Consider the following 21,116-nt stretch of genomic DNA (forward strand, 5'->3'; position numbering starts at 1 on the left):
CAGGGTAGCCGGGGCAGCGTGAAGCTCAGCCGAGGCGACGCGCCTCGCTCACGCCGGGCAGCGCGTCCAGCTTGCCCAGCAGGGTCGACAGCTGGCCGTAGTCACTCACCTTCAGCCGCAGGCGCAGGTGGGCACGGCCACTGTTGCGCACGTTGTCACTGTGGATGTCCAGCACGTAGGCGTCTTCCTGGGCGATCAGGTTGGTGATGTCCTTCAGCAGCCAGCGGCGATCGACCGCATCGACCACGACGTCCACCTCGTAGCCGCCCCCGGCCTGGCCCCACTCCACCGGCAGGATGCGCTGCGGGCTGGTGGCCGCCAGACGGGCCAGCGCAGCGCAGTCTGCACGATGCACGGTGACACCGCGGCTACGGGTCAGGTAGCCGACGATGGGTTCGCCGGCCACCGGCTGGCAGCAGCGCGCCAGTTGCACCAGCAGGTTGCCCACGCCCTGTACGGTGAACTTGGACTTGCCCAGGTTCTCGCGGCGCGCGGTCGGCCGCGGCAGGCTCGGCGCGGGCGCCGGTTGGCTTGCTGCACGTTCGGCTTCCAGCAGGGCACGGCTGACCTGGTTCGGCCCGGTATCGCCCAGCGCCACCTGGATATAGAGGTCGTCAACGCTGTCGGCATGGAACTTCTTCGCCGCGATGGCCAGGTCCGAGTGCTGCAGCCCCAGGCGCTTCAGCTCGCGCTCGAGCAGTTCGCGCCCGGCCTGCACGTTGCGCGCGCGGTCCAGCTTGTGGAACCAGCTGCGTACCTTTTCCCGCGAGCGGTTGCTGGCCAGGAAGCCGTTGGCCGGCATCAGCCAGTCGCGGCGAGGGTCGGCCTCCTTGCCGGTCAGGATCTCGACCCGGTCGCCACTGCGCAGACGGTAAGTCAGCGGTACGATGCGGCCATTGACCTTCGCGCCACGGCAGCGGTGGCCCACCATGGTGTGCACCTGGTAGGCGAAATCGAGCGGCGTGGCGCCCTGCGGCAGATCCAGCACCTCATCCTTCGGGCTGAGTGCATAGACCCGGTCTTCGGTCAGCTCGGCATCGAGCGCCCCGGCCAGTTCGTTGCCCTGCCCGTCCTGGGCCTGCTCCAGCAGCTGGCGCATCCAGGTGATCTTGCGGTCGAAGGACTTCTCCGCGCCCTTGCCGCCTTCCTTGTACTTCCAGTGCGCGGCCACGCCCAGCTCGGCCTGCGAATGCATCTCGTGGGTACGGATCTGCACTTCAATGGTGCGCCCTTCCGGACCAACCACGGCGGTATGCAGCGAGCGATAGTCGTTGGCCTTGGGCCGGGCGATGTAATCGTCGAACTCGCTCGGCACCGGTGCCCACAGTGCATGCACCACGCCCAGCGCGGCATAGCAGGCGGCGACATCGTCGACCATTACCCGCACCGCACGGATGTCGTACAGCTGGTCGAACGCCAGCCGCTTCTTCTGCATCTTCCGCCAGATGCTGTAGATGTGCTTCGGGCGGCCACTGACCTCGGCCTTGATGCCCTGCGCAACCAGCTCGCGCGACAGCACCTTCTTGACATTCTCGACGTAGCGCTCGCGGGCGATGCGGGTTTCGTCGACTTCCCGCGCAATGCGCCGGTAGGTCTCCGGCTCCAGGTGGCGGAACGCCAGGTCCTCCAGCTCCCACTTCAGCTGCCAGATGCCCAGGCGGTTGGCCAGGGGCGCGTGGATGTCGCGGGTCAGCTGGGCCAGCGCGCGGCGCTGCTCGTCGTCCAGCTTGTCGGCCGCGCGCATCCTCGCGAGCTGGCGCGCCAGCAGGATCGGCACCACGCGCAGGTCGCGGATGATCGCCAGCAGCAGCCGGCGCAGGCCCTCGCTGTTACGCCCCGCTTCGCGACCGGCATGCAGCGCCCACACCGGGTCGGCCGCATCCTGGCCGTCCAGCAGGCCGATCACCGCGGTCTTGTGGTTACCCAGCGGCAGCTGCTCCAGGCTGGCACGCAGGCCCGGCAGGTCGAACAACAATGCGGCCACCACTGCACCTTCGTCGGCCGAGAGCATCGCCAGCGCGTCGAGGGTGTCGCCCAGCACCGACCAGGTGGCACGCATCTGGTGGTCGCATTCCGGCGCTTCCCAGTGCTCGCGCAGGGCCTGGCGCAGCGGGGCAGGCAGCACCGCTGCCGAGGGACGGTTCAACAAGGCATCCAGGCCGGGGACGGAAGCGCGGTTCACAGCATCAAGCAGGCAAGACAGAGGCCTCTACACTAGCGCCGGCGCCGTTCAGGGACAATGACCGTGGCCACCATCCCCCGGCATGAAGACATGCCGCTACACTCGCGGGCAAACCCAGGAGAGTCCCGTCATGTCCCCGATCGTCCCGCGTTTCCGCCAACGGCTGCTGGCTTGTGCCGCACTGTTGCTGTCCCTGTCGGCGCCTGCGCTGGCCCAGCGCGTGGTAGAGGGTGACCTGCAGCAGCAGATGTCACCGGCCGAATTCAAGGCTGCTGGCCTGGAAAAGCTCAGTGCGCAGGAACTGGCCACGCTCAACCGCTGGCTGCAGGGCAAGGTCGAGGCGGCCACGACCCAGGCAGTTGCAGCGGTACGGGAATCGGCGCGCGAGGAAGGCCGCCAGGAAGTGATCGTGAAGAATCGCGGCTTCTTCGATTTCGGCAGCAGTGAGCCGATCGTCGGCGTGCTGCAGGGTGAGTTCCGCGGGTTCGGCAAGGGCCGCGTCTACGTGCTGGACAACGGCCAGGAATGGGAGCAGATCGATGCAACCACCCTGGCAGGCGTGCGCAGGCAGTCGCCCGCCGTCAGCATCAAGCCCGGTGTGATGGGCGTCTGGTACCTGAAGGTCGACGGTGTGAACACCCAGCCGAAGGTGCGTCGTACCAAGTAGCCCATCGTGTAGAGCCGAGCCCACGCTCGGCTGCGATCTGCACGGGAAGATGACGAGGCATCAAAAAAGCAGCCGAGCATGGGCTCGGCTCTACGTCATCACATCATCGGAGTCACGCCTGGCGCAGTGCGGCTACCCGCTGCGCCAGCTTCTTCGCCGAGATGCCGGTCCGCGCGCCCAGCTCCTGCGCGAACAGCGACACCCGCAGCTCTTCCAGATCCCAGCGCAGCGCCTGCCATTGCGGGTGCTCGCGCAGGCCCTGCTGCTCAGCCACTTCCAGCGCTTCCAGGAACGGATGCAGTTCCAGCATGCGCGCCTGATCGCGCGGCGGATCACGCTTGGCGCGCTCGGTACGCAGGATCATCGCTTTCAGATAGCGCGGATACTGCGCCAATGCGTCGGCCGGTGTATCGCGCAGGAAGCCTGGATGGATCAGCCCGGCCAGCTGCGCCTCCATGTCGTCCAGGTTGCCGCGCGCCCAGCCCATCAGCGGCGCTTCCAGCATCGGCTTCAGTTCGGCCACCAGCGCCAGGATGGTCTCGGCCAGCTTCAGCCGCGACATGGCCTCACCGAACAGCGCCTTGGCCGCATGCTCGCGGCGCTGCTCGAAGGCCGCCGCATCGCGTATGTCTTCCAGGCCTTCAGCCAGTACGGCGTTCATCGCCGCATCGACCAGGTCGCCACGAAGGCGTTCCTGCGATTCGATCGCCGCATACAGCAGGCCCGTCTTGGCACCCACCGGCAACTGCTTGCGTGCCTGCTTCATCTTCTCGGCCAGCGCGATCTCCAGCAGGCGGCGCACACCCAGCGGATGAGCCGCCTGCGCCTGCTGCCGATCAGCGAAGATGCGCAGCGCCACGCTGTCGCCCTCGTCCAGCAGCGCCGGATAGGCCGGCACGCCGGCTTCGCCGGGCACCTGCAGCGGAATCGGCGTGGCCGGGAAGGTACGCAGGCCATCAGCCGCCATTTCACGTCCGGCGCGTGCAGCGAAGGCGTCGCCCGCGCGCCCACCGAACTTCGCGCGCAATGCGTCCAGGTCGCGCGAGGTGGCCAGCACCCTGCCCTGCTCGTCGCGCAGGCGCAGGTTCATGTGCAGGTGCGGTTCGATCGAGCCGGGCTCGAAATCGAGCGCGGTCACCGTGGCGCCTGTCGCGCGTGAGAGGAAACGCGCCAGTTCGCCGGTGATGGCATCGGCACTGGGTTGCGGGAACGCCTCGTAGAACGCGCGACCGAAGTCCGGCGCCGGCACGTAGTTGCGGCGCATCGCCTTGGGCAGGCTGCGAATCAGCGCCGCAGCCTTGTCGGCAACGAAGCCGGGCGCCAGCCAGCCCAGCTGCACCGGATCCAATGCGTTGAGCAGGTGCAGCGGTACGTCAAGGGTTACGCCGTCATCCTCGGCACCCGGCTCGAAGCGGTAATGCAGCGGCAATCGTGCCTGGCCCAGCGCGAGGTACTTCGGGTAGCGCTCCTGCTCACTGCCTTCGCCCGGCAACAGGTCGGCCAGCGTCCAGTGCAGGGTCTTGCGCTGTTCCGGCGCAAGACCCTTCCACCAGGCATCCAGGCCGGAGGCCGAATGGATCTGCGGCGGCACCCGGTCCAGGTACCAGCGTGCCTGCCAGTCTTCGTCGGCAACGATGCCGGCGCGGCGCAGCTTGGCTTCTTCCTCGCGCGCGACCTCCAGCACCTTCTGGTTGTCGGCGACGAAACTGGCGCGGGTATTGATCTCGCCGGTCACCAGTGCCTGGCGCACGAAGATGTCATGCGCCTCGCCCGGCGCGATGCGGCCGTAATGGACCGGTTTCTTCGGTGCCAGCACCAGGCCGAACAGGCTGATCTGCTCAGACGCCAGCACCTGGCCCTGCGCGCGCGACCAGTGCGGGTCGAAGTGCTTGCGCAGCAGCAGGTGCGGCAGTTCGGCGATCACCCAGTCCGGCTCGATCGCGGCCAGGGTCATGCCCCATACCTTCTGCGTATCCAGCAGGTTGGCCACCAGCAGCCACGGCGGTGGCCGCTTGGCCAGCGCCGAACCGGGGAACGGCAGGAAGCGGCGCTGGCGCGGCGCCTGGAAATCGCCCTTCTCGGTGCGGTGGCCGATCTGCGTCGGCAGGCCCGCCACCAGCGCCCGGTGCAGGGTCTGGTAGGCAGCAGCGCGCACACGTTCGCTGAAACCGCCGCCAACCGGCGCCTGTTCCTTCTGCGCGCGCACGGCCACCGGCGCCGGTGCGGCCTCGGCCTTGCCTTCGCGGGCCAGGCGCGCGGCACGATGCAACTGGCCGCGGGTGGCCTTTACTGCGGCCGCGTCATCACGCGCCGGGGCCGGCGCACTGCTGCCGGCCAGCAACGGTGCCATCGACGCCTCGCTGGCCTCTTCCTTCCAGCCCAGCTCCTCGCACAGCAGCCGCAGCTGCCGGTGCAGCTCTCGCCATTCGCGCATGCGCAGGAAACCGAGGAAATGACGGCCGCACCAGTCGCGCAGCTTGGACTGGGTCAGGTCTTCATGTGCCTGCCGGTAGGCATCCCACAGGCGCAGCACGCCGATGAACTCGGAGCGGCCATCGGCAAACTGCGCATGCGCGCTGTCGGCCGCACCGCGCGCCTCGGGCGGGCGTTCGCGCGGATCCTGGATGCCCAGGAACGAGGCGATCACCAGCATCGGCCGCAGGCAGCCGGCGGCCTGCGCGGCCACCAGCATGCGCGCCAGCTTCACGTCCACCGGCAGGCGCGCCATCTGCTTGCCGATGGTGGTCAGGCGCCGTTCGGCATCGATCGCCCCCAGTTCGGTCAGCTGCTGCCAGCCATCGGCAACCGCGCGCTCGTCCGGTGCTTCCAGGAACGGGAACTCCTCGATGCGGCCCAGGCCCAACTGCAGCATGCGCAGGATCACCCCGGCCAGGCTGGAGCGGCGGATTTCCGGATCGGTGAACTCCGGCCGCGCCTGGAAATCGGCCTCAGCATACAGGCGGTAACAGATGCCCTCGGCGATACGGCCGCAGCGCCCCTTGCGCTGGTTGGCGCTGGCCTGCGAGATCGGCTCGATGTGCAGGCGGTCCAGCTTGTTGCGCGGGCTGTAGCGCTTGACGCGGGCAAGGCCCGGATCGACCACGTAACGGATGCGCGGCACCGTCAGCGAGGTTTCCGCCACATTGGTGGCCAGCACGATGCGCCGGTTCGGCCCGGGATTGAACACCCGATCCTGGTCCTGGTTGGACAGCCGCGCATACAGTGGCAGTACCTCGGTGTTGCGGTACTTTCGCCGTTCCAGCGACTGGTGCGCATCGCGGATCTCGCGCTCGCCCGGCAGGAAGATCAGCACGTCGCCGCGTGCATCCAGGCGGGTAATCTCGTCGACAGCCGACACGATGGCATCGTTGACGGTACGTTCGCCCTGGTCTTCACCCTCGCCTTCCAGCGCGCGGTAGCGCACCTCCACCGGGTAGGTGCGGCCCTCAACGCTGATCACCGGCGCATTGTCGAAATGCTGGGCGAAGCGTCCGGTGTCGATGGTGGCCGAAGTGACGATCAGCTTCAGGTCGGGGCGCTTGCGCAGCAGCTGCTTCAGGTAGCCCAGCAGGAAGTCGATGTTGAGGCTGCGCTCGTGCGCCTCGTCGACGATGATCGTGTCGTAGTTCGACAACCAGCGGTCGCTGGCAATCTCCGCCAGCAGGATGCCGTCGGTCATGAACTTGATGCGGCTGTCTTCGCTGACCTTGTCGTTGAAGCGCACCTGGTAGCCCACCAGCTGGCCCAGTTCACTCTGCAGTTCCTGTGCGACACGGCTGGCTACCGCACGTGCGGCAATCCGTCGCGGCTGGGTGCAGCCGATCATGCCGGCCTGGCCACGGCCGGCGGCCAGGCACAGTTTCGGCAGCTGGGTGGTCTTGCCCGAACCGGTTTCACCAGCGATCACCACGACCTGGTGGTCGCGGATCAGCCCGATGATGGCGTCGGCTTCACGCGCAATCGGCAGCTGCGGGTCCAGAGTAATGGACGGCTGCTGCTGCGCCCGCACCTGCCGGCGCTGCACCGACGCCTGCAAGGCCTGCTCGAAGGTGGCGGCCAGTGCCGCATCCTGTGGCTTGGCCTGGCAACGCGAGAGCATCCCCAGCAAACGGCCCCGGTCGCGGCTCATGGCGCCGTCGATGGCGGCGCGCTGTTGGCGCAGGCGGGGCGATGGATTTTTATCGATAGAGTTCATCAATCGGTTCGTTCAAAACTTTGAAAGCGACCAGTCATCACGACCGGTTTATTGTGAAGGCCAACGATTCCACAAGGAGGAACCCCATGGCGAAGACCAAGAGCACGACCAAGGCCAAGACCGGCAAGCAGAAGCTTGCGGCGGCGGCACCGTCGGCGCCGAACATCGATATCGGGATCACCCAGGGCGACCGCAAGAAGATCGCCGACGGTCTGTCGCGCTTCCAAGCCGATGCGTTCACGCTCTACCTGAAGACGCACAACTTCCACTGGAACGTGACCGGGTCGATGTTCAACTCGCTGCACACCATGTTCGAGACGCAGTACACCGAGCAGTGGGCGGCACTGGACGATGTGGCCGAGCGCATCCGCGCGCTGGGCTTCAATGCCCCGGGCTCCTACCGGGAATTCGCTGCGCTGACCTCGATCGTCGAGGAACCGGGCCTGACCGACAGTGCGGACTGGCGTGAAATGGTACGCCAGTTGGTGGTCGCCAACGAAGCGGTCTGCCGTACGGCCCGTGAAGTGCTGGACGTGGCGGCCAAGGGTGACGATGCCCCGACCGAGGATCTGATGACCCAGCGGCTGCAGACCCACGAGAAGTACGCCTGGATGCTGCGTTCCCTGCTCCAGTAAGCGTTGGGGGTGGTTCGGCAGGGCTTGCAGCCCTGCACCCGCAGAGGCCTTCAAGCCAGAGCCAGAGCAAAAGCCAGTTTCCTGAAGGTTGGCGGGGTGGGTCCGGTTGAGGGGGACGCCGTAAACCCGTCCATGGGGGCTTGGTCGCGGCATCCATGCCGCTCACACCCCCTCAACCGGACCCACCCCGCCTTCGACAGATTTCCGCGATCTGCCAGGGCATTGCTTGGGGCCAGATCCGTTTTCCGCAGGAAAACGGATCTGGCCCCATCTTGTTTGTCGATATCTGACAATTTTCATCCACGCATGGCGTGGATCTACCCGCCACCGGGCCAGGTCTGGGGGAGAGCCCCCTGAGTCAGGGGGCGGACGCGAAGCGGCGGGGGTCTGGGAGCTGGTAAGTGGGGCCCGCGTTTCGCGCAGCGAAGCGTGGGAGCGGCAGCGCGCATGCGATGGCGCGTTCCCGGGGCGCAGCCCTGCCGCCGCCTCCGGGAGGTAAACTAGCCGGATGCCTTCCCGTCCCGCGCACGACCTGCTCCAACGCGTCTTTGGTTACGACGATTTCCGTGGTCCGCAGCAGGACATCGTGGAGCATGTCGCTGCCGGTCACGATGCCCTGGTGCTGATGCCCACCGGCGGTGGCAAGTCGCTCTGCTACCAGGTGCCGGCCCTGCTGCGTGACGGATGTGGCATCGTCATCTCGCCGCTGATCGCGCTGATGCAGGACCAGGTCGAAGCCCTGCGCCAGCTCGGCGTGCGCGCCGAATTCCTGAACTCGACCCTGGACGCTGAAACGGCCGGCCGCGTCGAACGCGAACTGCTCGCTGGCGAGCTGGACATGCTCTATGTCGCCCCCGAGCGGCTGCTGACCGGCCGCTTCCTGTCGCTGCTGTCACGCAGCCAGATCGCCCTGTTCGCCATCGACGAAGCCCACTGCGTGTCGCAGTGGGGCCACGACTTCCGCCCGGAATACCGCCAGCTGACCGTGCTGCACGAGCGCTGGCCGCAGATTCCGCGGATCGCGCTCACCGCCACCGCCGACCCGCCGACCCAGCGCGAGATCGCCGAACGCCTCGATCTGCAGGAAGCCCGCCACTTCGTCAGCTCGTTCGACCGCCCCAACATCCGCTACACCGTGGTGCAGAAGGACAACGCCCGCAAGCAGCTGATCGATTTCCTGCGCGGCCACCGTGGCGAGGCCGGCATCGTCTATTGCATGTCGCGGCGCAAGGTCGAGGAGACCGCTGAATTCCTGTGCGGCCAGGGCTTCAACGCCCTGCCCTACCACGCCGGCCTGCCGCCGGAGGTGCGCGCTAACAACCAGCGCCGCTTCCTGCGCGAGGACGGCATCGTCATGTGCGCCACCATCGCCTTCGGCATGGGCATCGACAAGCCGGACGTGCGCTTCGTGGCGCATACCGACCTGCCCAAGTCGATGGAAGGCTACTACCAGGAAACCGGCCGCGCTGGTCGTGATGGCGAAGCTGCCGAGGCCTGGCTGTGCTACGGCCTGGGCGACGTGGTACTGCTCAAGCAGATGATCGAACAATCCGAGGCCGGCGAAGAACGCAAGCAGCTGGAGCGGGGCAAGCTCGATCACCTGCTGGGCTACTGCGAATCCATGCAGTGCCGCCGCCAGGTGCTGCTGGCCGGTTTCGGCGAGACCTATCCCCAGCCGTGCGGCAACTGCGACAACTGCCTGACCCCGCCGGCCTCCTGGGACGCGACCATTCCGGCGCAGAAGGCACTGAGCTGTGTCTACCGTACCGGCCAGCGCTTCGGCGTCGGCCACCTGATCGACGTCCTGCGTGGCAGCGAGAACGAGAAGGTGAAGCAGCAGGGCCACGACAAGCTCAGCACCTACGCCATCGGCCGCGATCTGGATGCGCGCACCTGGCGCAGTGTGTTCCGCCAGCTGGTCGCCGCCAGCCTGCTGGAAGTTGACAGCGAAGGCCACGGTGGCCTGCGCCTGACCGATGCCAGCCGCGACGTGCTGACCGGTCGCCGCCAGATCAGCATGCGCCGCGACCCGGCCAGCAGCGCCAGCGGGCGCGAGCGCAGCGCGCAGCGCACCGGCCTGTCTGTGCTGCCGCAGGATCTGGCGCTGTTCAACGCGCTGCGCGGTCTGCGCGCCGAACTGGCCCGCGAACAGAACGTGCCGGCCTTCGTGATCTTCCACGACAGCACCCTGCGCAACATCGCCGAGCAGCGCCCGACCAGCCTGGATGAACTGGCACGGGTCGGCGGCATCGGCGGCACCAAGCTGAGCCGCTACGGCCCGCGCCTGGTCGAGATCGTGCGCGAAGAAGGGTAGCGCCGGGCGCCTGGCCAGGCGCCTCCCCGTCGCCAACCGTGCGCTCGTCCCCCTGTAGAGCCGAGCCCACGCTCGGCTGCTTCTGCGTGAACGGCAGCCGAGCGTGGGCTCGGCTCTACACTGGTGCAGGTCCAACCTTGAACCGGCCATTCAGCCGGAAGTGCATCCACGGCCGCTTGCGGCTAGATTAGCGCCATGTCCCTCGCCTCGACCCTGCTCCGTGTGGTGCTCATGCTCAGCCTGCTGCTCAACGGGCTGAACGCGGCCATGGCCAGTGGTCACGAGGAAATGGGCCGGATGGCCCACGCGGTAGCCGCCCTTGATGGCGGCGATGCCGACTGCCACCACCACCACGCCGCCATGCAGGCCGACGAGGCCCCGCAGGCCAAGGCCCCCGCCCACGACGCCCACTGCCAGATCAAGGACTGCGTGCGCAGTTGCGCCCAGCACCCGCTGCTGGTGGTGCAGCCGTTGCCGTACCTGGCGGGCCCGGCACTGTCGCTGGCGCCGCAGCCGATGCCGGCCACTGGCCGGCCGGCGCCGCCGCTGCCGCCGATCTCACGCCCTCCCATCGGCTGATTCCACACGCATCGTGCGCCCTGCGCACCGCAGCCGGCTGCCTGCCGGCGTCTTTACGTGTCTGGAGTCACCACCATGAATACCCGCATTCCCCCCGGTCCGGGCGCTGTGCCCATGCCGTCACGCCGCCTGTTCGTGCAAGGCCTGGCTGCTGGCGGCGTGGTCGCTGGCATCGCCGCCGTCGGCGTGCCGCAGCGCGCGCTCGCCGCCGCCACTGCCGCCCCACGGCTGGCCGGTGCCCCGGCCGTGCTCAGCGATACCCGCATCGAACTGGCCATCGGCGAATCGCTGGCCAACTTCACCGGCCGCACCCGCCCGGCGATCACCGTCAACGGCTCGCTGCCGGCGCCGATCCTGCGCTGGCGCGAAGGCCAGACCGTGGACCTGTTCGTGCGCAACACGCTGGAGCGCCACCCGACCTCGATCCACTGGCACGGCATCCTGCTGCCGGCCAACATGGACGGCGTGCCCGGCCTGAGCTTCAACGGCATCGGCCCCGGCGAGACCTACCACTACCACTTCCAGCTGAAGCAGTCGGGCACCTACTGGTACCACAGCCATTCGATGTTCCAGGAGCAGGCCGGCCTGTACGGTGCACTGATCATCGATCCGGCCGAGCCAGCGCCGTACCACCACGACCGCGAGCACGTGATCCTGCTGTCCGACTGGACCGACATGGACCCGGGTGCGTTGTTCCGCCGCATGAAGAAGCTTGCCGAGCACGACAACTACTACAAGCGCACCCTGCCCGACTTCCTGCGCGACGTGAAGCGCGAGGGCTGGTCGGCCGCGCTGTCCGACCGCGGCATGTGGGGCCGGATGCGGATGACGCCCACCGACATCTCCGACATCAACGCGCATACCTACACCTACCTGATGAACGGCACCGCTCCGGCCGGCAACTGGACCGGCCTGTTCCGCAGTGGCGAAAAGGTGCTGCTTCGCTTCATCAACGGCGGGTCGATGACCTACTTCGACGTGCGCATCCCCGGTTTGAAGATGACCGTGGTGGCCGCTGACGGCCAGTACATCCACCCGGTCAGCATCGACGAATTCCGCATCGCTCCCGCCGAAACCTACGACGTGCTGGTCGAACCCACCGGCCAGGATGCGTTCACCATTTTCTGCCAGGACATGGGTCGCACCGGCTACGCCGCCGGCACGCTGGCGGTACGCCATGGCCTGCAGGCGCCGATCCCTGCACGCGACCCGCGCCCGTTACTGACCATGAGCGACATGGGGCACGACATGGGCAGTGGTGGCCATGGTGGCCACGACATGGCCGCGATGAAGGGCATGGAAGGCGGCTGTGGCGCCAGCATGGGCCACGGTGCGCATGGCGGCGGTGATGCCGCCAGCAAGGCGCCAAAGCACCCGCCCAGCGAGCGCAACAACCCGCTGGTGGACATGCAGAGTTCGGCTACCGAACCGAAGCTGGACGACCCCGGCATCGGCCTGCGCGACAACGGCCGCAAGGTCCTGACCTACGGCGCCATGCGCAGCCTGTTCGAAGACCCCGATGGTCGCGAGCCCAGTCGTGAAGTCGAGCTGCACCTGACCGGCCACATGGAGAAATTCTCCTGGTCGTTCGACGGCATCCCGTTCGCCAGCGCCGAGCCGCTGCGGCTGAACTACGGCGAGCGCATGCGCATCGTGCTGGTCAACGACACCATGATGCAGCACCCGATCCATCTGCACGGCGTGTGGAGCGATCTGGAAAACGCACAAGGCGAATTCCAGGTGCGCAAGCACACCATCGACATGCCACCCGGTACACGCCGCAGCTACCGCGTGCGCGCCGACGCGCTCGGCCGCTGGGCCTATCACTGCCATCTGCTGTACCACATGGAAGCGGGCATGATGCGCGAAGTGAGGATCGAAGAATGAGCCGCTCACTGCTTTCCCCAAGCCTGCTGGCGCTGGGCCTGGCTGCTGCAATGCCGGTGTTCGCGCAGTCGCACGCGGGCCATGACATGGGCACGATGAACGTGCCTGCGAAGAGCGCGAAGACCCCGGCCGAAACGGTCGATCATTCAAAGATGGATCATTCGGAGATGGACATGGGTGCGGCGGATCACGCCGGCATGGACCACTCCACGATGGACCACTCGAAGATGGACCATGGCGCGATGCAGCCAGCGGCGATGGACCATTCGCAGATGGACCACGGGGCGATGGGCCACGGCACGCCTGCACCCACCGAACCGCGCGAACCGATCCCGGTCCCGACTGATGCCGACCGCGCCGCCGCCTTCCCGCCGATCGCGCATGGCGCGATGGAACACGCGCCGGAGATCAACAGCCTGCTGCTGATCGACCGGCTTGAGCATTGGGATGGCAAGAGCAGCAACGGCCAGGCCTGGGAAGCCACCGGCTGGATCGGCGGCAACATCAACCGCCTGTGGCTGCGCACCGATGGCGAACGCAGCCGCGGCCGCACCGAATCGTCGTCACTGGAAGCACTGTATGGTCGCAGCGTGTCGCCGTGGTGGGACGTGCTGGTCGGCGTGCGCCAGGACTTCCGCCCGTCCGACTCGCGCACATGGGCGGCCATCGGCATCCAGGGTCTGGCGCCGTACAAGTTCGAAAGCTCGGCCACCCTGTACATGGGCTCCGGCGGCCAGGTGCTGGCCAAGGCCGAGGTCGAGTACGACGTGCTGTTGACCAACCGATTGATCCTGCAGCCGCTGCTGGAAGCCACCGTTGCGGCCAAGGACGAGCAGGAGTACGGCATCGGCCGTGGCCTGAACAAGGTAGAGGCCGGCCTGCGCCTGCGCTACGAGTTCAGCCGTCGCTTCGCGCCGTACATCGGCATCAGCCACGAACGTACGTTTGGCGACACCGCCGACTATGCCGGTGACCACGCGCGCGACACGCGTTGGGTGGCGGGCGTGCGCATGTGGTTCTGAGCAGCGGATCGTGAGCAATGGCCAGCCCCGGCAGCCGCCGGGGCCGGCTACACTGCGCCACGTTCCAATGCAGGCACCGCCATGTCGTTGCAGATCCGCCGCGCCACCCTTGCCGATGTCGATGCGCTGTCGGCGATCGCCATCGCCACGTACAACGAAACCTGGGGCGATTCCTATCCGCCGCAGGAGCTGCACGATTTCCTGCAGGCGCACTACAGCAGCGAACCGCAGCGCATCGAACTGTCCGACCCACGCAGTGCCATCTGGCTGTTGCTGGACGGTGATGCCGTGGTCGGCTATCTGGCCGCCGGTGCCAACACCTTGCCGCACACGGATGCATGCGAGGGTGACATCGAACTGAAGCGGTTCTACATTCTGGCCGCACACCAGAACGGCGGCCATGGTGCACGCATGATGGACGCGTTCATGGCGTGGCTGGACCAGCCGCAGCGCCGCACCCTGTGGGTGGGCGTATGGGAAGAAAACTTCGGCGCGCAGCGCTTCTACGCGCGCTATGGCTGAAGCAAGGTTGGCGAGTACGACTTCATCGTGGGCGATACCCACGACCGCGAGTTCATCCTTCGGCGGCCGTGATCACGCGCCCCATGTAGAGTCGAGCTTGCTCGACTGTTACCGCCAAAAGTCGAGCATGGCTCGACGCTACAAACTAGAAATCGAACAACTCCGACAGGAAGCTGTCCTTCTTCTTTTTCTTGTAGCCGTGTCCCCGGTTGTCCTCGTAGCGCTGGCCGAGGTGGCGGGTATCACGGTGCATCACCGGTGGCGGTGCGGACGCCGGCTGAGCCTGCACGGGCGCTGGCGGAGGTACGGCAGCACCGGCGCCCGCACGTTCGATGATCTTGTCCAGCTCGCCACGATCCAGCCACACACCTCGGCAGCCAGGACAATAGTCGATCTCGATGCCATGGCGTTCGGCCATCTGCAGTGTCTGGGTCTTGCACACGGGGCACAGCATCGGCATTGCTCCTGTCGGTCTGGTAACGACTGTACCTGCCCTGTGATGACTGTGCGGCAACACATGACCGATGGCACAGGGACTTCCGGCGCGTGCCAGCGTCCCTCGCCATCTTCCACACTGCAAGCTGGTTCCGCAGGGAGTGCGTGCATGACCGTCCTGTCCCGCCGGCCCAGCGCCGCGCGCCTGCTGCTGGTGCTGTTCGGCGTTGGCGTTGGCCTGAATCTGCGCGACATCGCAGCCGCCGCAGGCACGCCGATTCCCGCCTTGCCCATTGCTTACGGCGGCAGCCTGCTCGACAACGCGCTGGCCGTGCTCGTGGCACTTCTGCTGGCCGCGCTGCTGCGGCCACGCGGGATGGGCCTGATGGCCAGCCTGGGGCTGCGCGGCAACGGCTGGAGCGGCCCGTTCTGGGTACTGCTGGCCAGCCTGCCCTGCTGGCTGGGCCTGGCGCTGCTCGGTTCACCGAACAAGGCACTGACCGTACTGGATGCCACCATGCTGGCGGTGCTGTTCCCGCTGGCCGAGGAAGTACTCTTCCGCGGCCTGGGCTTCGTGCTGCTGGTGAAGATCGTGCGCGGCCCCTGGCCATGGCTTGCACTGCCGCAGGCGCTGCTGTTCGGCATGGTGCACTGGCTCGGCTTCGGCGGGTTCGACGGTGGCGGCATCGCGCTGTTCGTCGGCGCAGTGATCGCCCTCGGTGGCTTCATCTTCGCTTGGCTCGACCACCTCGACGGCGACACGCTGTGGTGCGGCCTGGCCCTGCACGTTTCGATGAACCTGGCCTGGAATGTGTTCAGCCTCGACGACGCCGTCGCTTTGGGCTGGCAGGCCACCGGTCTGCGCATCGGCACCGCCCTGCTCGCGGTCGCGGTGCTGGCCTGGCACGTGCGGCTCCGGCGCCAGAGAAGCCTGTAACGCCTGCTTAGCCTGCCGTGCACGTCGGGATCACTACTGGCTTGCGCATACTTGCGCGCCTTTTCACCGTTGCTGTCCGGAGTTGCCGCGTCATGTTGCTGTCCAAGCGCCACGTTGAACCCCGCGTCCTGCTGATCGAGGACGCGGAGGAAACCCGCGAACTGAGCCGACTGGCGCTGGAAAGCCAGGCCTGCCACGTGGCGGGCGTGAGCTCTGCCGAAGCGGCATTGGGCCTGCTGGCGGCCGGTGAGCGTTTCGACCTGCTGTTCACCGACGTCAATCTGGGTGCGATCAGTGGCATTGAAGCCGCCAACCAGGTCCGCAGCCTGTATCCCCAGCTGCCGATCCTGGTGACGTCGGGCATGGACCAGCACCAGGTGCTGCCGCAGCTGCGCGACGGCATCCATTTCCTGCCCAAGCCGTACAACATGAGCGAGCTGCTCGACGCCATCCGGCTGTGCTTCCGGCATGCCGATGTGGGCGTATTGACCGGGCCGGATTCACAGGCGGCGTGAGGCATTCATCCACGCGCATCCACGCATGGCGTCCACCATCAATCGCTGCTGTACGGCCCGCTACCCGGGAACACCTTCAGCAGCGCGCGGGTGATCATGTCCGGGTAGACGGTGAAGTGATCCTCGTCATCGATCACCATGTTCTCCACCTTCAATGATCGCCCGCTGCTGCGCAGCTGCTCGGCGAATTCTGCGTTGTGGCGCAGCATGTCGTTGCGGGTGAAATAACGCGGTTCGGGCTTGACCGTTTCAAAGCTGCCCACCGACAGCACCACCGTGGTCGGCTGCGCCGGCGCCTTGGCTTCGGCCTGCATGCGCGGCACCCGATGGTCGTCGAACCACAGCGATGGGCTGGACAGGATGTAGGTGCGGAACATATCCGGGCGCGTGGTCAGCACGTAGGCGCCGAACAGGCCACCATAGGAATGACCCGCATAGGCACGCCGCGCCGGATCGGTGCGGTAGCGCGCATCGATCATCGGCAGTACCTGCCCAGCGAGGAAATCGCGGTAGTGCGCCGCGCCGCCGTAGCTGACGTCATCGCTGTAATCACGCGGATCGATACTCGCCGGGTCGCTGGGCGTGTAATCGCGCGAGCGGCTCTGCTTGGAGGTCAGCCCTTCCTGCGGCGGCAGCCCAACCAGGATGAAATCCTCCAGGTTGACACCCTTCTGGCCCACCAGGTTGCGCACGCTGCGCACCAGCGGGAAGCTGTACAGCGCGTCGGTCACGTACAGCACCGGATAGTGCTTTTCCGGATGTGCGGCGTAGTCGGCCGGCAACGCCACCCACACCGGATAATCGCGGCCGATCGGATCGTGCACGCGCAGCGCTTCGGTATCCGGCAGCACCACGCCCGACACTGCGGCGGCCGGGCTCTCCTTCGCTTCATTCTGCGTTGCCGGTGGCGCCACCGACATCGCACAGCCATTCATGGCCAGGCAGGCCGCCATACTCCATCCACGCACACGCTGCATCCACACTCTCCCATTGCGGGCGGCGCACCGGATGGCGCCGCTGCCGCATCCTTGCATGGTGCGCAATCCACTGCCAGTGCGGTCAGGGCGAGGCCGGCGGCGCCGGGAACAGTGTGCGCAGCGCCTGCAATGCGGCCGGATGATAGATCGTAGCGTGGGTTTCTTCCGGCAACGGCAGGTACTTCACCAGCGGCGACGGCGAAGCCTGCTGCAGCAACTCGGCCAGTCGTGCAGTGGATGCGGCCAGCTCCGGCTGCCCACTGCTGGCCAGGAATACGCGCGGCTGCGCACGCGTCACCGCCGGCAGCTGTTTGGCTGCGCCGGCCAGCATTGCGCCACGGTTCCACCACAGGCTGGGGTCCAGCGCGATGTAGCTGTTGAACAACGTTGGCTCCTGCAGCAGCGTCTCGACCACGAACAGGCCGGCCAGCGATTCACCGATCAGCGCGCGCTCGTCGGTGGTCGGGTAGCGCTGGCGCACCTGCGGCATCAGCTCTTCGCGCAGGAACGCGCGGTAGGCCGCCGAACCACCAATGCGCGGCGCGATCTTCCGGTCCTGCGGGTCGTTGCTGGGGCCGGTCATGTCGCGGCGGCGCTCGGTGTTCTCGATGCCAACCAGCAGGAACGGACGCATGCTGCCGTTGCCGCTCAGCACCTGCACCAGCCCGGCCACATGCAGGAAGTCCTCACCGATGCCGCCATCGGCCATGTACAGCACCGGCAGCGGCGCCTTCGGATCCAGGCCCCACGGCTGCGGGCGGTAAACATTGATGCGGCGGGTTTCGCCCAGCGCCTTCGACCCGATGGTGAAGGTCTCGCCGATGGCCAAAGGCGAGGCGGCAGCGGGCGGCGCGGTTTCTGCAGCCATCAGCGGCGCGGCGGAGACAGCGGACAACAACAGCGACAGCACGATCAGACGCATGGGGCGGTCCATATTGGGAAAGCGCTGAGCATAGACCGCCGGAGGCACTGTCGTTCGCGGCACTTTGCCGATCGACCGGAACTGGAGCACCATGGAGTCGGTGATGGTCATGCAACGCGCACCATGGCTCACGGACTGGTCACCGCCACGCTCATATCCACAAGGAGGTTCCCATGTTGAGTGTATTGATCGCCACCGCCCTTGCCGCCGCCTCACCTCAGGCCAGCAGCACTCCGCCAGCATCCGCAGCATATGCGGACTGCCTGCTCGCCCACCTCCAACCGGGATTGTCCGACCACGCGATCCCGCTGCTGCAGCAGGCCTGCGTCGCGAAGCATCCGGAGAGCTACGTCGCATATTCAGAACTGGAACGCCGGATCAGCGCGCAGCGCCGGGCTGACTTTGACGCGGCTCAAGCGGAAGCCGTGCGTTCCGCGAATGCGGCAGCGACGGCCGCACAGCAAGCTGCCGACGCGGCGACCGCAAAAGCCAAGGGAATGCGGACGAAGTAGAGGCCTTGGACCAGGCAACAAAAAAGGCACCGCATTGCGATGCCTTTCTGAATGACCTGGGTCATGGGATGCAGTGGTTGGCCGTGAAGGATTCGAACTTTCGACCGAAAGATTAAAAGTAACTGGGTAATTTCATTACTTTCAATGGATTACACCGCCATTCGTTCCACTTCAATCTTTAAGGCGGGCGCTTGTAAGCCTTGAGCTACAACGGGCGCAGGAATTTTGCGGAACGGATTTCCTCCCCCTCCAGTTGCCTCAACAAGGCCTAGCCCATCCCCCCGAATGACGAATCCTGGTCGGCCTTGGCCAGCCGGTTGCCCCGGACCCTCCCCTGCCGTTCCAGAATCTTGGCGACGTCCCGACGCCCCCCCCGCCGTGACCGATGACCCAATGCCGGAAGTGGCCGAGGTGGGCCACGATCGCACCGTCATCAACCTCAAGAGCGAATGGTTGGACACCTGGCTCAACCCCGACCCTGAACATATGGATGAGCTGCAAATGGCGATGGACGATCCGCAGCGTCCCTACTACTAACACGCGCTTGAAAAGGCGGCGCAAGAACGCAATGGGCCCTGCAATGCAGGGCCATTTGCAACCTAACATCGGTGTTGACCAGCGCGGCTACTACCCACCGCACGGAAGAGTCCTTTCAGCGCGCTGCAACAAGTGCCTCAGCTTTACGAGAGGGCGACATCCGCCCTTTATATGCTCTTTCTTTCGGGCGGCTCAGATATCCCAATTCGCGACGGGGTGCCAGCCGCCCTCCACGTAGCAATGCATGTGCGGGCCGCGCTGACCGAATTCGTGGGCATAGAAGAAGCAATGAATAACGCAGGACACGCCTATAGGATTACGAGCAGCACAAGTCCACTTCTTCATTTCATGCGGATGCTTCGCAACTATCAAATCCACATTGGTAGCCAGCCAATGGCAAGAAAGACCGTGGATATAATCTTCGGCGGCAAGGATGCCGTCATCGAAGTCGCCACTATCGACAACCTGCACGCCGACGACTTCATGCAGCTGGACACTATGAGGAAGTACAACTCATACAGCCGGAATGAAGTGGAGCGAATGATTGACTTGTTTCGCGGGCTGCAGGAGCGGCTGGGTGTGTACGAAATTCTTAGGCAAGGGACCAATCGCCTAATCTATGAAGTGCTTCAGCACATCTAAAGACGCGTATACGAACACCCCCACAGTACAGACATCAGGGTGCACAATCATTCCACTGAAGCTTGTGAGTTACGTCTCAGTGCCCGAGGGGAGACAGTGCTAGGCTCGCGCATCGAGAAGCGCGAAAGCCTCCGTGATTTGTTACAAACTCTGGAGATGTCGCATGAAAAGGAAGGTTCTAGGATGCTCCGCAGCACTTCTTGTATCCACCTGCGCCTTAGCACAAGTGCCAAACGCTGACACGCAGGAAGGCAAGGAGATGCAGATTCAGGTTCACAGCTATATGAGTGAACACCCCTCAGTCTCGATAGACGAAGCAATCACGCGCCTAGCGGTTCAAGGTGAGGTGATGTCGGAAATTGAAGCGTTGCGTATCGAGTTCGCAGATCGTCTGACGGAACTGTCGATCAAAGACGCGCCAGATCAACACATCCTGGTGCAGCTCAAGGGGCCAGATCCAGTCGCGGATCGAACGATCAACACCGAGAGCGCGACGACCCGCGTGGTGTTCGAGGTTGGTCACAAGTACACCCAGGACGAGTTTTACGTGCTCCTTGCTAAGCACAGACCTCTTTTTCACAGCGCCATACCAGGCATCACGGGGACGACTGGGTTTCCAGGCGAAGAACGGGTGCTGATTGACATAAACGGCGGCAGCCGCCAAGCAGAAGAGTTGAAGGATACAATCAAGAAGCTTGAAAGAGTCACCGGTCTCAAGATTGAAGTCCGCCCCAACATGCCGAAGCCAGTCAACGCGGAGTATGTTGTTGGCGGCGCCCCCTCCAATCCAACAATAGCTACTGCACCTCAGGATTTCCGGTTCATAAGGCCACTGGACGAAGGGGTATCACCACTGCGGCGCATTGCCCCGACAATCTGATCTATGGAAACTACGCAACCGGCGCAGGGAAGTACACCGTGCCGCTGACGTTCGTGGACCAGATCAATGATGCGAGCCACGACGTTCAGTGGCATACGGTGGGGTCACACACACCGCTCCGGGAGGTGTATGCCACCTCAACTTCGGATTACAGTAGGCGCCGCATCATGTACATGTGGACCAACGCTACTCAAGGCCAGAGCATGTGCTTCAGGAGGCGTCACCAGCCAATACACCTGCGGAACTGTCGTGAGCATCAAGCACAGGCCCGAGCTCGCATGCGGTCCAACCGGAAACCTTCCATGCGCGGACGCTTGGATACGCATCGAAGGATCGTCGCTGGCGTGCGGATTTGGAGATAGCGGTACCGCTATCTTCTTCGGAGACAATGGATACGGCATTGTCGCTAAGGCAAGCCTGAAAGACGGAAGCTGCAAGGGAGTCTCCGCGATGCCCTGGGGCGCAGTCAGCGCATTAGGGCTGGAGGCAGGCGGTTAGTCGCTCCAACGAAACGTCCGGCAGAGGATGCAAAGCCAGCATGCTCAGCCGGATATCTGAGATCGATTTTTAATTGCTTGAGTGAACGCGCCCGGTCCAGCCCTTATTCCGACTCAGCAATACCTGTGGCAGTGATCAATACAGGCGTCTGCTGCCGCCCAGTACGCGAATGGTAAAGCGTTCCAGTCATATTGACGCGCTTACCTTTAAGAAGTTGGTACTTGCGCATCAGATCGCCGCTCAAGTTCAGTTGGATGA

The 21,116-nt window shown here is 65.4% G+C and carries 17 protein-coding genes and 1 pseudogene; 13 read left to right on the plus strand and 5 right to left on the minus strand.

All coding sequences use genetic code 11. The features are described from left to right. Positions 1-25: 25 nt before the first annotated feature. Complete coding sequence (locus ROV95_RS09005; protein WP_058982213.1) at positions 26-2,182, minus strand: bifunctional (p)ppGpp synthetase/guanosine-3',5'-bis(diphosphate) 3'-pyrophosphohydrolase; 2,157 nt, start codon at positions 2,180-2,182, stop codon at positions 26-28. A 130-nt stretch (positions 2,183-2,312) separates the two neighbouring features. Between ROV95_RS09005 and ROV95_RS09010 the strand changes: the two genes are divergently transcribed. After that, positions 2,313-2,849, plus strand: a complete 537-nt coding sequence (locus tag ROV95_RS09010; RefSeq protein ID WP_312544039.1) for a hypothetical protein — start codon at positions 2,313-2,315, stop codon at positions 2,847-2,849. A 112-nt stretch (positions 2,850-2,961) separates the two neighbouring features. Here ROV95_RS09010 and hrpA read toward each other — a convergent pair whose 3' ends face one another. Beyond that, entirely contained in the window at positions 2,962-7,044 is a 4,083-nt protein-coding gene (gene hrpA, locus ROV95_RS09015; protein ID WP_312544041.1) for an ATP-dependent RNA helicase HrpA, read from the minus strand. A gap of 86 nt (positions 7,045-7,130) precedes the next feature. On the opposite strand from hrpA, the gene ROV95_RS09020 reads away from it, so the two are divergent. From ROV95_RS09020 to ROV95_RS09045, 6 genes and pseudogenes are all read left to right on the plus strand, one after another. Continuing rightward, the gene (locus ROV95_RS09020; RefSeq protein ID WP_005418469.1) at positions 7,131-7,679 is read left to right on the plus strand and encodes a Dps family protein; all 549 of its coding nucleotides are present in this window, start codon (positions 7,131-7,133) and stop codon (positions 7,677-7,679) included. Positions 7,680-8,187: 508 nt separating this feature from the next. Beyond that, positions 8,188-9,993, plus strand: a complete 1,806-nt coding sequence (recQ, locus tag ROV95_RS09025; RefSeq protein ID WP_312544043.1) for a DNA helicase RecQ — start codon at positions 8,188-8,190, stop codon at positions 9,991-9,993. A 195-nt stretch (positions 9,994-10,188) separates the two neighbouring features. Further along, entirely contained in the window at positions 10,189-10,572 is a 384-nt protein-coding gene (locus tag ROV95_RS09030; RefSeq protein ID WP_312544045.1) for a CopL family metal-binding regulatory protein, read from the plus strand. Positions 10,573-10,647: 75 nt separating this feature from the next. Next, positions 10,648-12,459 (plus strand): copper resistance system multicopper oxidase, encoded by a 1,812-nt coding sequence (locus ROV95_RS09035; RefSeq protein WP_312544046.1) that lies wholly within the window; start codon positions 10,648-10,650, stop codon positions 12,457-12,459. Beyond that, positions 12,456-13,481 (plus strand): copper resistance protein B, encoded by a 1,026-nt coding sequence (locus ROV95_RS09040; RefSeq protein WP_111098886.1) that lies wholly within the window; start codon positions 12,456-12,458, stop codon positions 13,479-13,481. Before ROV95_RS09035 ends, ROV95_RS09040 begins: the two co-directional genes overlap by 4 nt. An 81-nt stretch (positions 13,482-13,562) precedes the next feature. Next, positions 13,563-14,075, plus strand: a pseudogene (locus ROV95_RS09045) (GNAT family N-acetyltransferase). Positions 14,076-14,148: 73 nt separating this feature from the next. Here ROV95_RS09045 and ROV95_RS09050 read toward each other — a convergent pair. Further along, a complete protein-coding gene (locus ROV95_RS09050; RefSeq protein ID WP_014038203.1) occupies positions 14,149-14,457 on the minus strand; it encodes a zf-TFIIB domain-containing protein in 309 nt (102 codons plus the stop codon). A gap of 150 nt (positions 14,458-14,607) precedes the next feature. Here ROV95_RS09050 and ROV95_RS09055 point away from each other — a divergent pair, with 150 nt between their 5' ends. Next, the gene (locus ROV95_RS09055; RefSeq protein WP_312544047.1) at positions 14,608-15,375 is read left to right on the plus strand and encodes a CPBP family glutamic-type intramembrane protease; all 768 of its coding nucleotides are present in this window, start codon (positions 14,608-14,610) and stop codon (positions 15,373-15,375) included. 92 nt (positions 15,376-15,467) lie between these two features. Beyond that, entirely contained in the window at positions 15,468-15,890 is a 423-nt protein-coding gene (locus ROV95_RS09060) for a response regulator (protein ID WP_312544048.1), read from the plus strand. Positions 15,891-15,928: 38 nt separating this feature from the next. Here the strand turns inward: ROV95_RS09060 and ROV95_RS09065 are convergent, their stop codons facing one another. Further along, positions 15,929-16,867: an alpha/beta hydrolase-fold protein gene (locus ROV95_RS09065; protein WP_312544049.1), complete on the minus strand. Its 939-nt coding sequence runs from the start codon at positions 16,865-16,867 to the stop codon at positions 15,929-15,931. Positions 16,868-16,949: 82 nt separating this feature from the next. Next, positions 16,950-17,789: an alpha/beta hydrolase-fold protein gene (locus ROV95_RS09070; protein ID WP_191862572.1), complete on the minus strand. Its 840-nt coding sequence runs from the start codon at positions 17,787-17,789 to the stop codon at positions 16,950-16,952. A 173-nt stretch (positions 17,790-17,962) separates the two neighbouring features. Here ROV95_RS09070 and ROV95_RS09075 point away from each other — a divergent pair, with 173 nt between their 5' ends. The 4 genes from ROV95_RS09075 (at position 17,963) to ROV95_RS09090 (ending at position 20,360) form a co-directional block, all read left to right on the plus strand. After that, positions 17,963-18,301 carry a hypothetical protein gene (locus ROV95_RS09075; RefSeq protein ID WP_111102131.1) on the plus strand — a complete coding sequence of 113 codons (339 nt, stop codon included), beginning with the start codon at positions 17,963-17,965 and terminating at the stop codon, positions 18,299-18,301. Between the two features lie 393 nt (positions 18,302-18,694). Then, positions 18,695-18,838: a hypothetical protein gene (locus ROV95_RS09080; protein ID WP_021203155.1), complete on the plus strand. Its 144-nt coding sequence runs from the start codon at positions 18,695-18,697 to the stop codon at positions 18,836-18,838. Between the two features lie 132 nt (positions 18,839-18,970). After that, positions 18,971-19,480 carry a hypothetical protein gene (locus tag ROV95_RS09085; RefSeq protein WP_312544052.1) on the plus strand — a complete coding sequence of 170 codons (510 nt, stop codon included), beginning with the start codon at positions 18,971-18,973 and terminating at the stop codon, positions 19,478-19,480. A 163-nt stretch (positions 19,481-19,643) separates the two neighbouring features. Next, positions 19,644-20,360, plus strand: coding sequence for a hypothetical protein (locus tag ROV95_RS09090; RefSeq protein ID WP_312544053.1), 717 nt, complete (start codon positions 19,644-19,646; stop codon positions 20,358-20,360). The last annotated feature ends 756 nt before the right edge of the window (positions 20,361-21,116 follow it).

The organism is Stenotrophomonas maltophilia group sp. msm1, assembly GCF_032025805.1.
GTDB lineage: Bacteria > Pseudomonadota > Gammaproteobacteria > Xanthomonadales > Xanthomonadaceae > Stenotrophomonas > Stenotrophomonas hibiscicola.

Bases quoted from the DNA above. Each gene is read 5' to 3' on its own strand.
- ROV95_RS09010 (WP_312544039.1), top strand. From the start codon at position 2,313: ATGTCCCCGATCGTCCCGCGTTTCCGCCAACGGCTGCTGGCTTGTGCC.
- hrpA (WP_312544041.1), bottom strand. From the start codon at position 7,044: ATGAACTCTATCGATAAAAATCCATCGCCCCGCCTGCGCCAACAGCGC.
- ROV95_RS09020 (WP_005418469.1), top strand. From the start codon at position 7,131: ATGGCGAAGACCAAGAGCACGACCAAGGCCAAGACCGGCAAGCAGAAG.
- recQ (WP_312544043.1), top strand. From the start codon at position 8,188: ATGCCTTCCCGTCCCGCGCACGACCTGCTCCAACGCGTCTTTGGTTAC.
- ROV95_RS09030 (WP_312544045.1), top strand. From the start codon at position 10,189: ATGTCCCTCGCCTCGACCCTGCTCCGTGTGGTGCTCATGCTCAGCCTG.
- ROV95_RS09035 (WP_312544046.1), top strand. From the start codon at position 10,648: ATGAATACCCGCATTCCCCCCGGTCCGGGCGCTGTGCCCATGCCGTCA.
- ROV95_RS09040 (WP_111098886.1), top strand. From the start codon at position 12,456: ATGAGCCGCTCACTGCTTTCCCCAAGCCTGCTGGCGCTGGGCCTGGCT.
- ROV95_RS09050 (WP_014038203.1), bottom strand. From the start codon at position 14,457: ATGCTGTGCCCCGTGTGCAAGACCCAGACACTGCAGATGGCCGAACGC.
- ROV95_RS09055 (WP_312544047.1), top strand. From the start codon at position 14,608: ATGACCGTCCTGTCCCGCCGGCCCAGCGCCGCGCGCCTGCTGCTGGTG.
- ROV95_RS09060 (WP_312544048.1), top strand. From the start codon at position 15,468: ATGTTGCTGTCCAAGCGCCACGTTGAACCCCGCGTCCTGCTGATCGAG.
- ROV95_RS09065 (WP_312544049.1), bottom strand. From the start codon at position 16,867: ATGCAGCGTGTGCGTGGATGGAGTATGGCGGCCTGCCTGGCCATGAAT.
- ROV95_RS09070 (WP_191862572.1), bottom strand. From the start codon at position 17,789: ATGCGTCTGATCGTGCTGTCGCTGTTGTTGTCCGCTGTCTCCGCCGCG.
- ROV95_RS09075 (WP_111102131.1), top strand. From the start codon at position 17,963: ATGTTGAGTGTATTGATCGCCACCGCCCTTGCCGCCGCCTCACCTCAG.
- ROV95_RS09080 (WP_021203155.1), top strand. From the start codon at position 18,695: ATGCCGGAAGTGGCCGAGGTGGGCCACGATCGCACCGTCATCAACCTC.
- ROV95_RS09090 (WP_312544053.1), top strand. From the start codon at position 19,644: ATGAAAAGGAAGGTTCTAGGATGCTCCGCAGCACTTCTTGTATCCACC.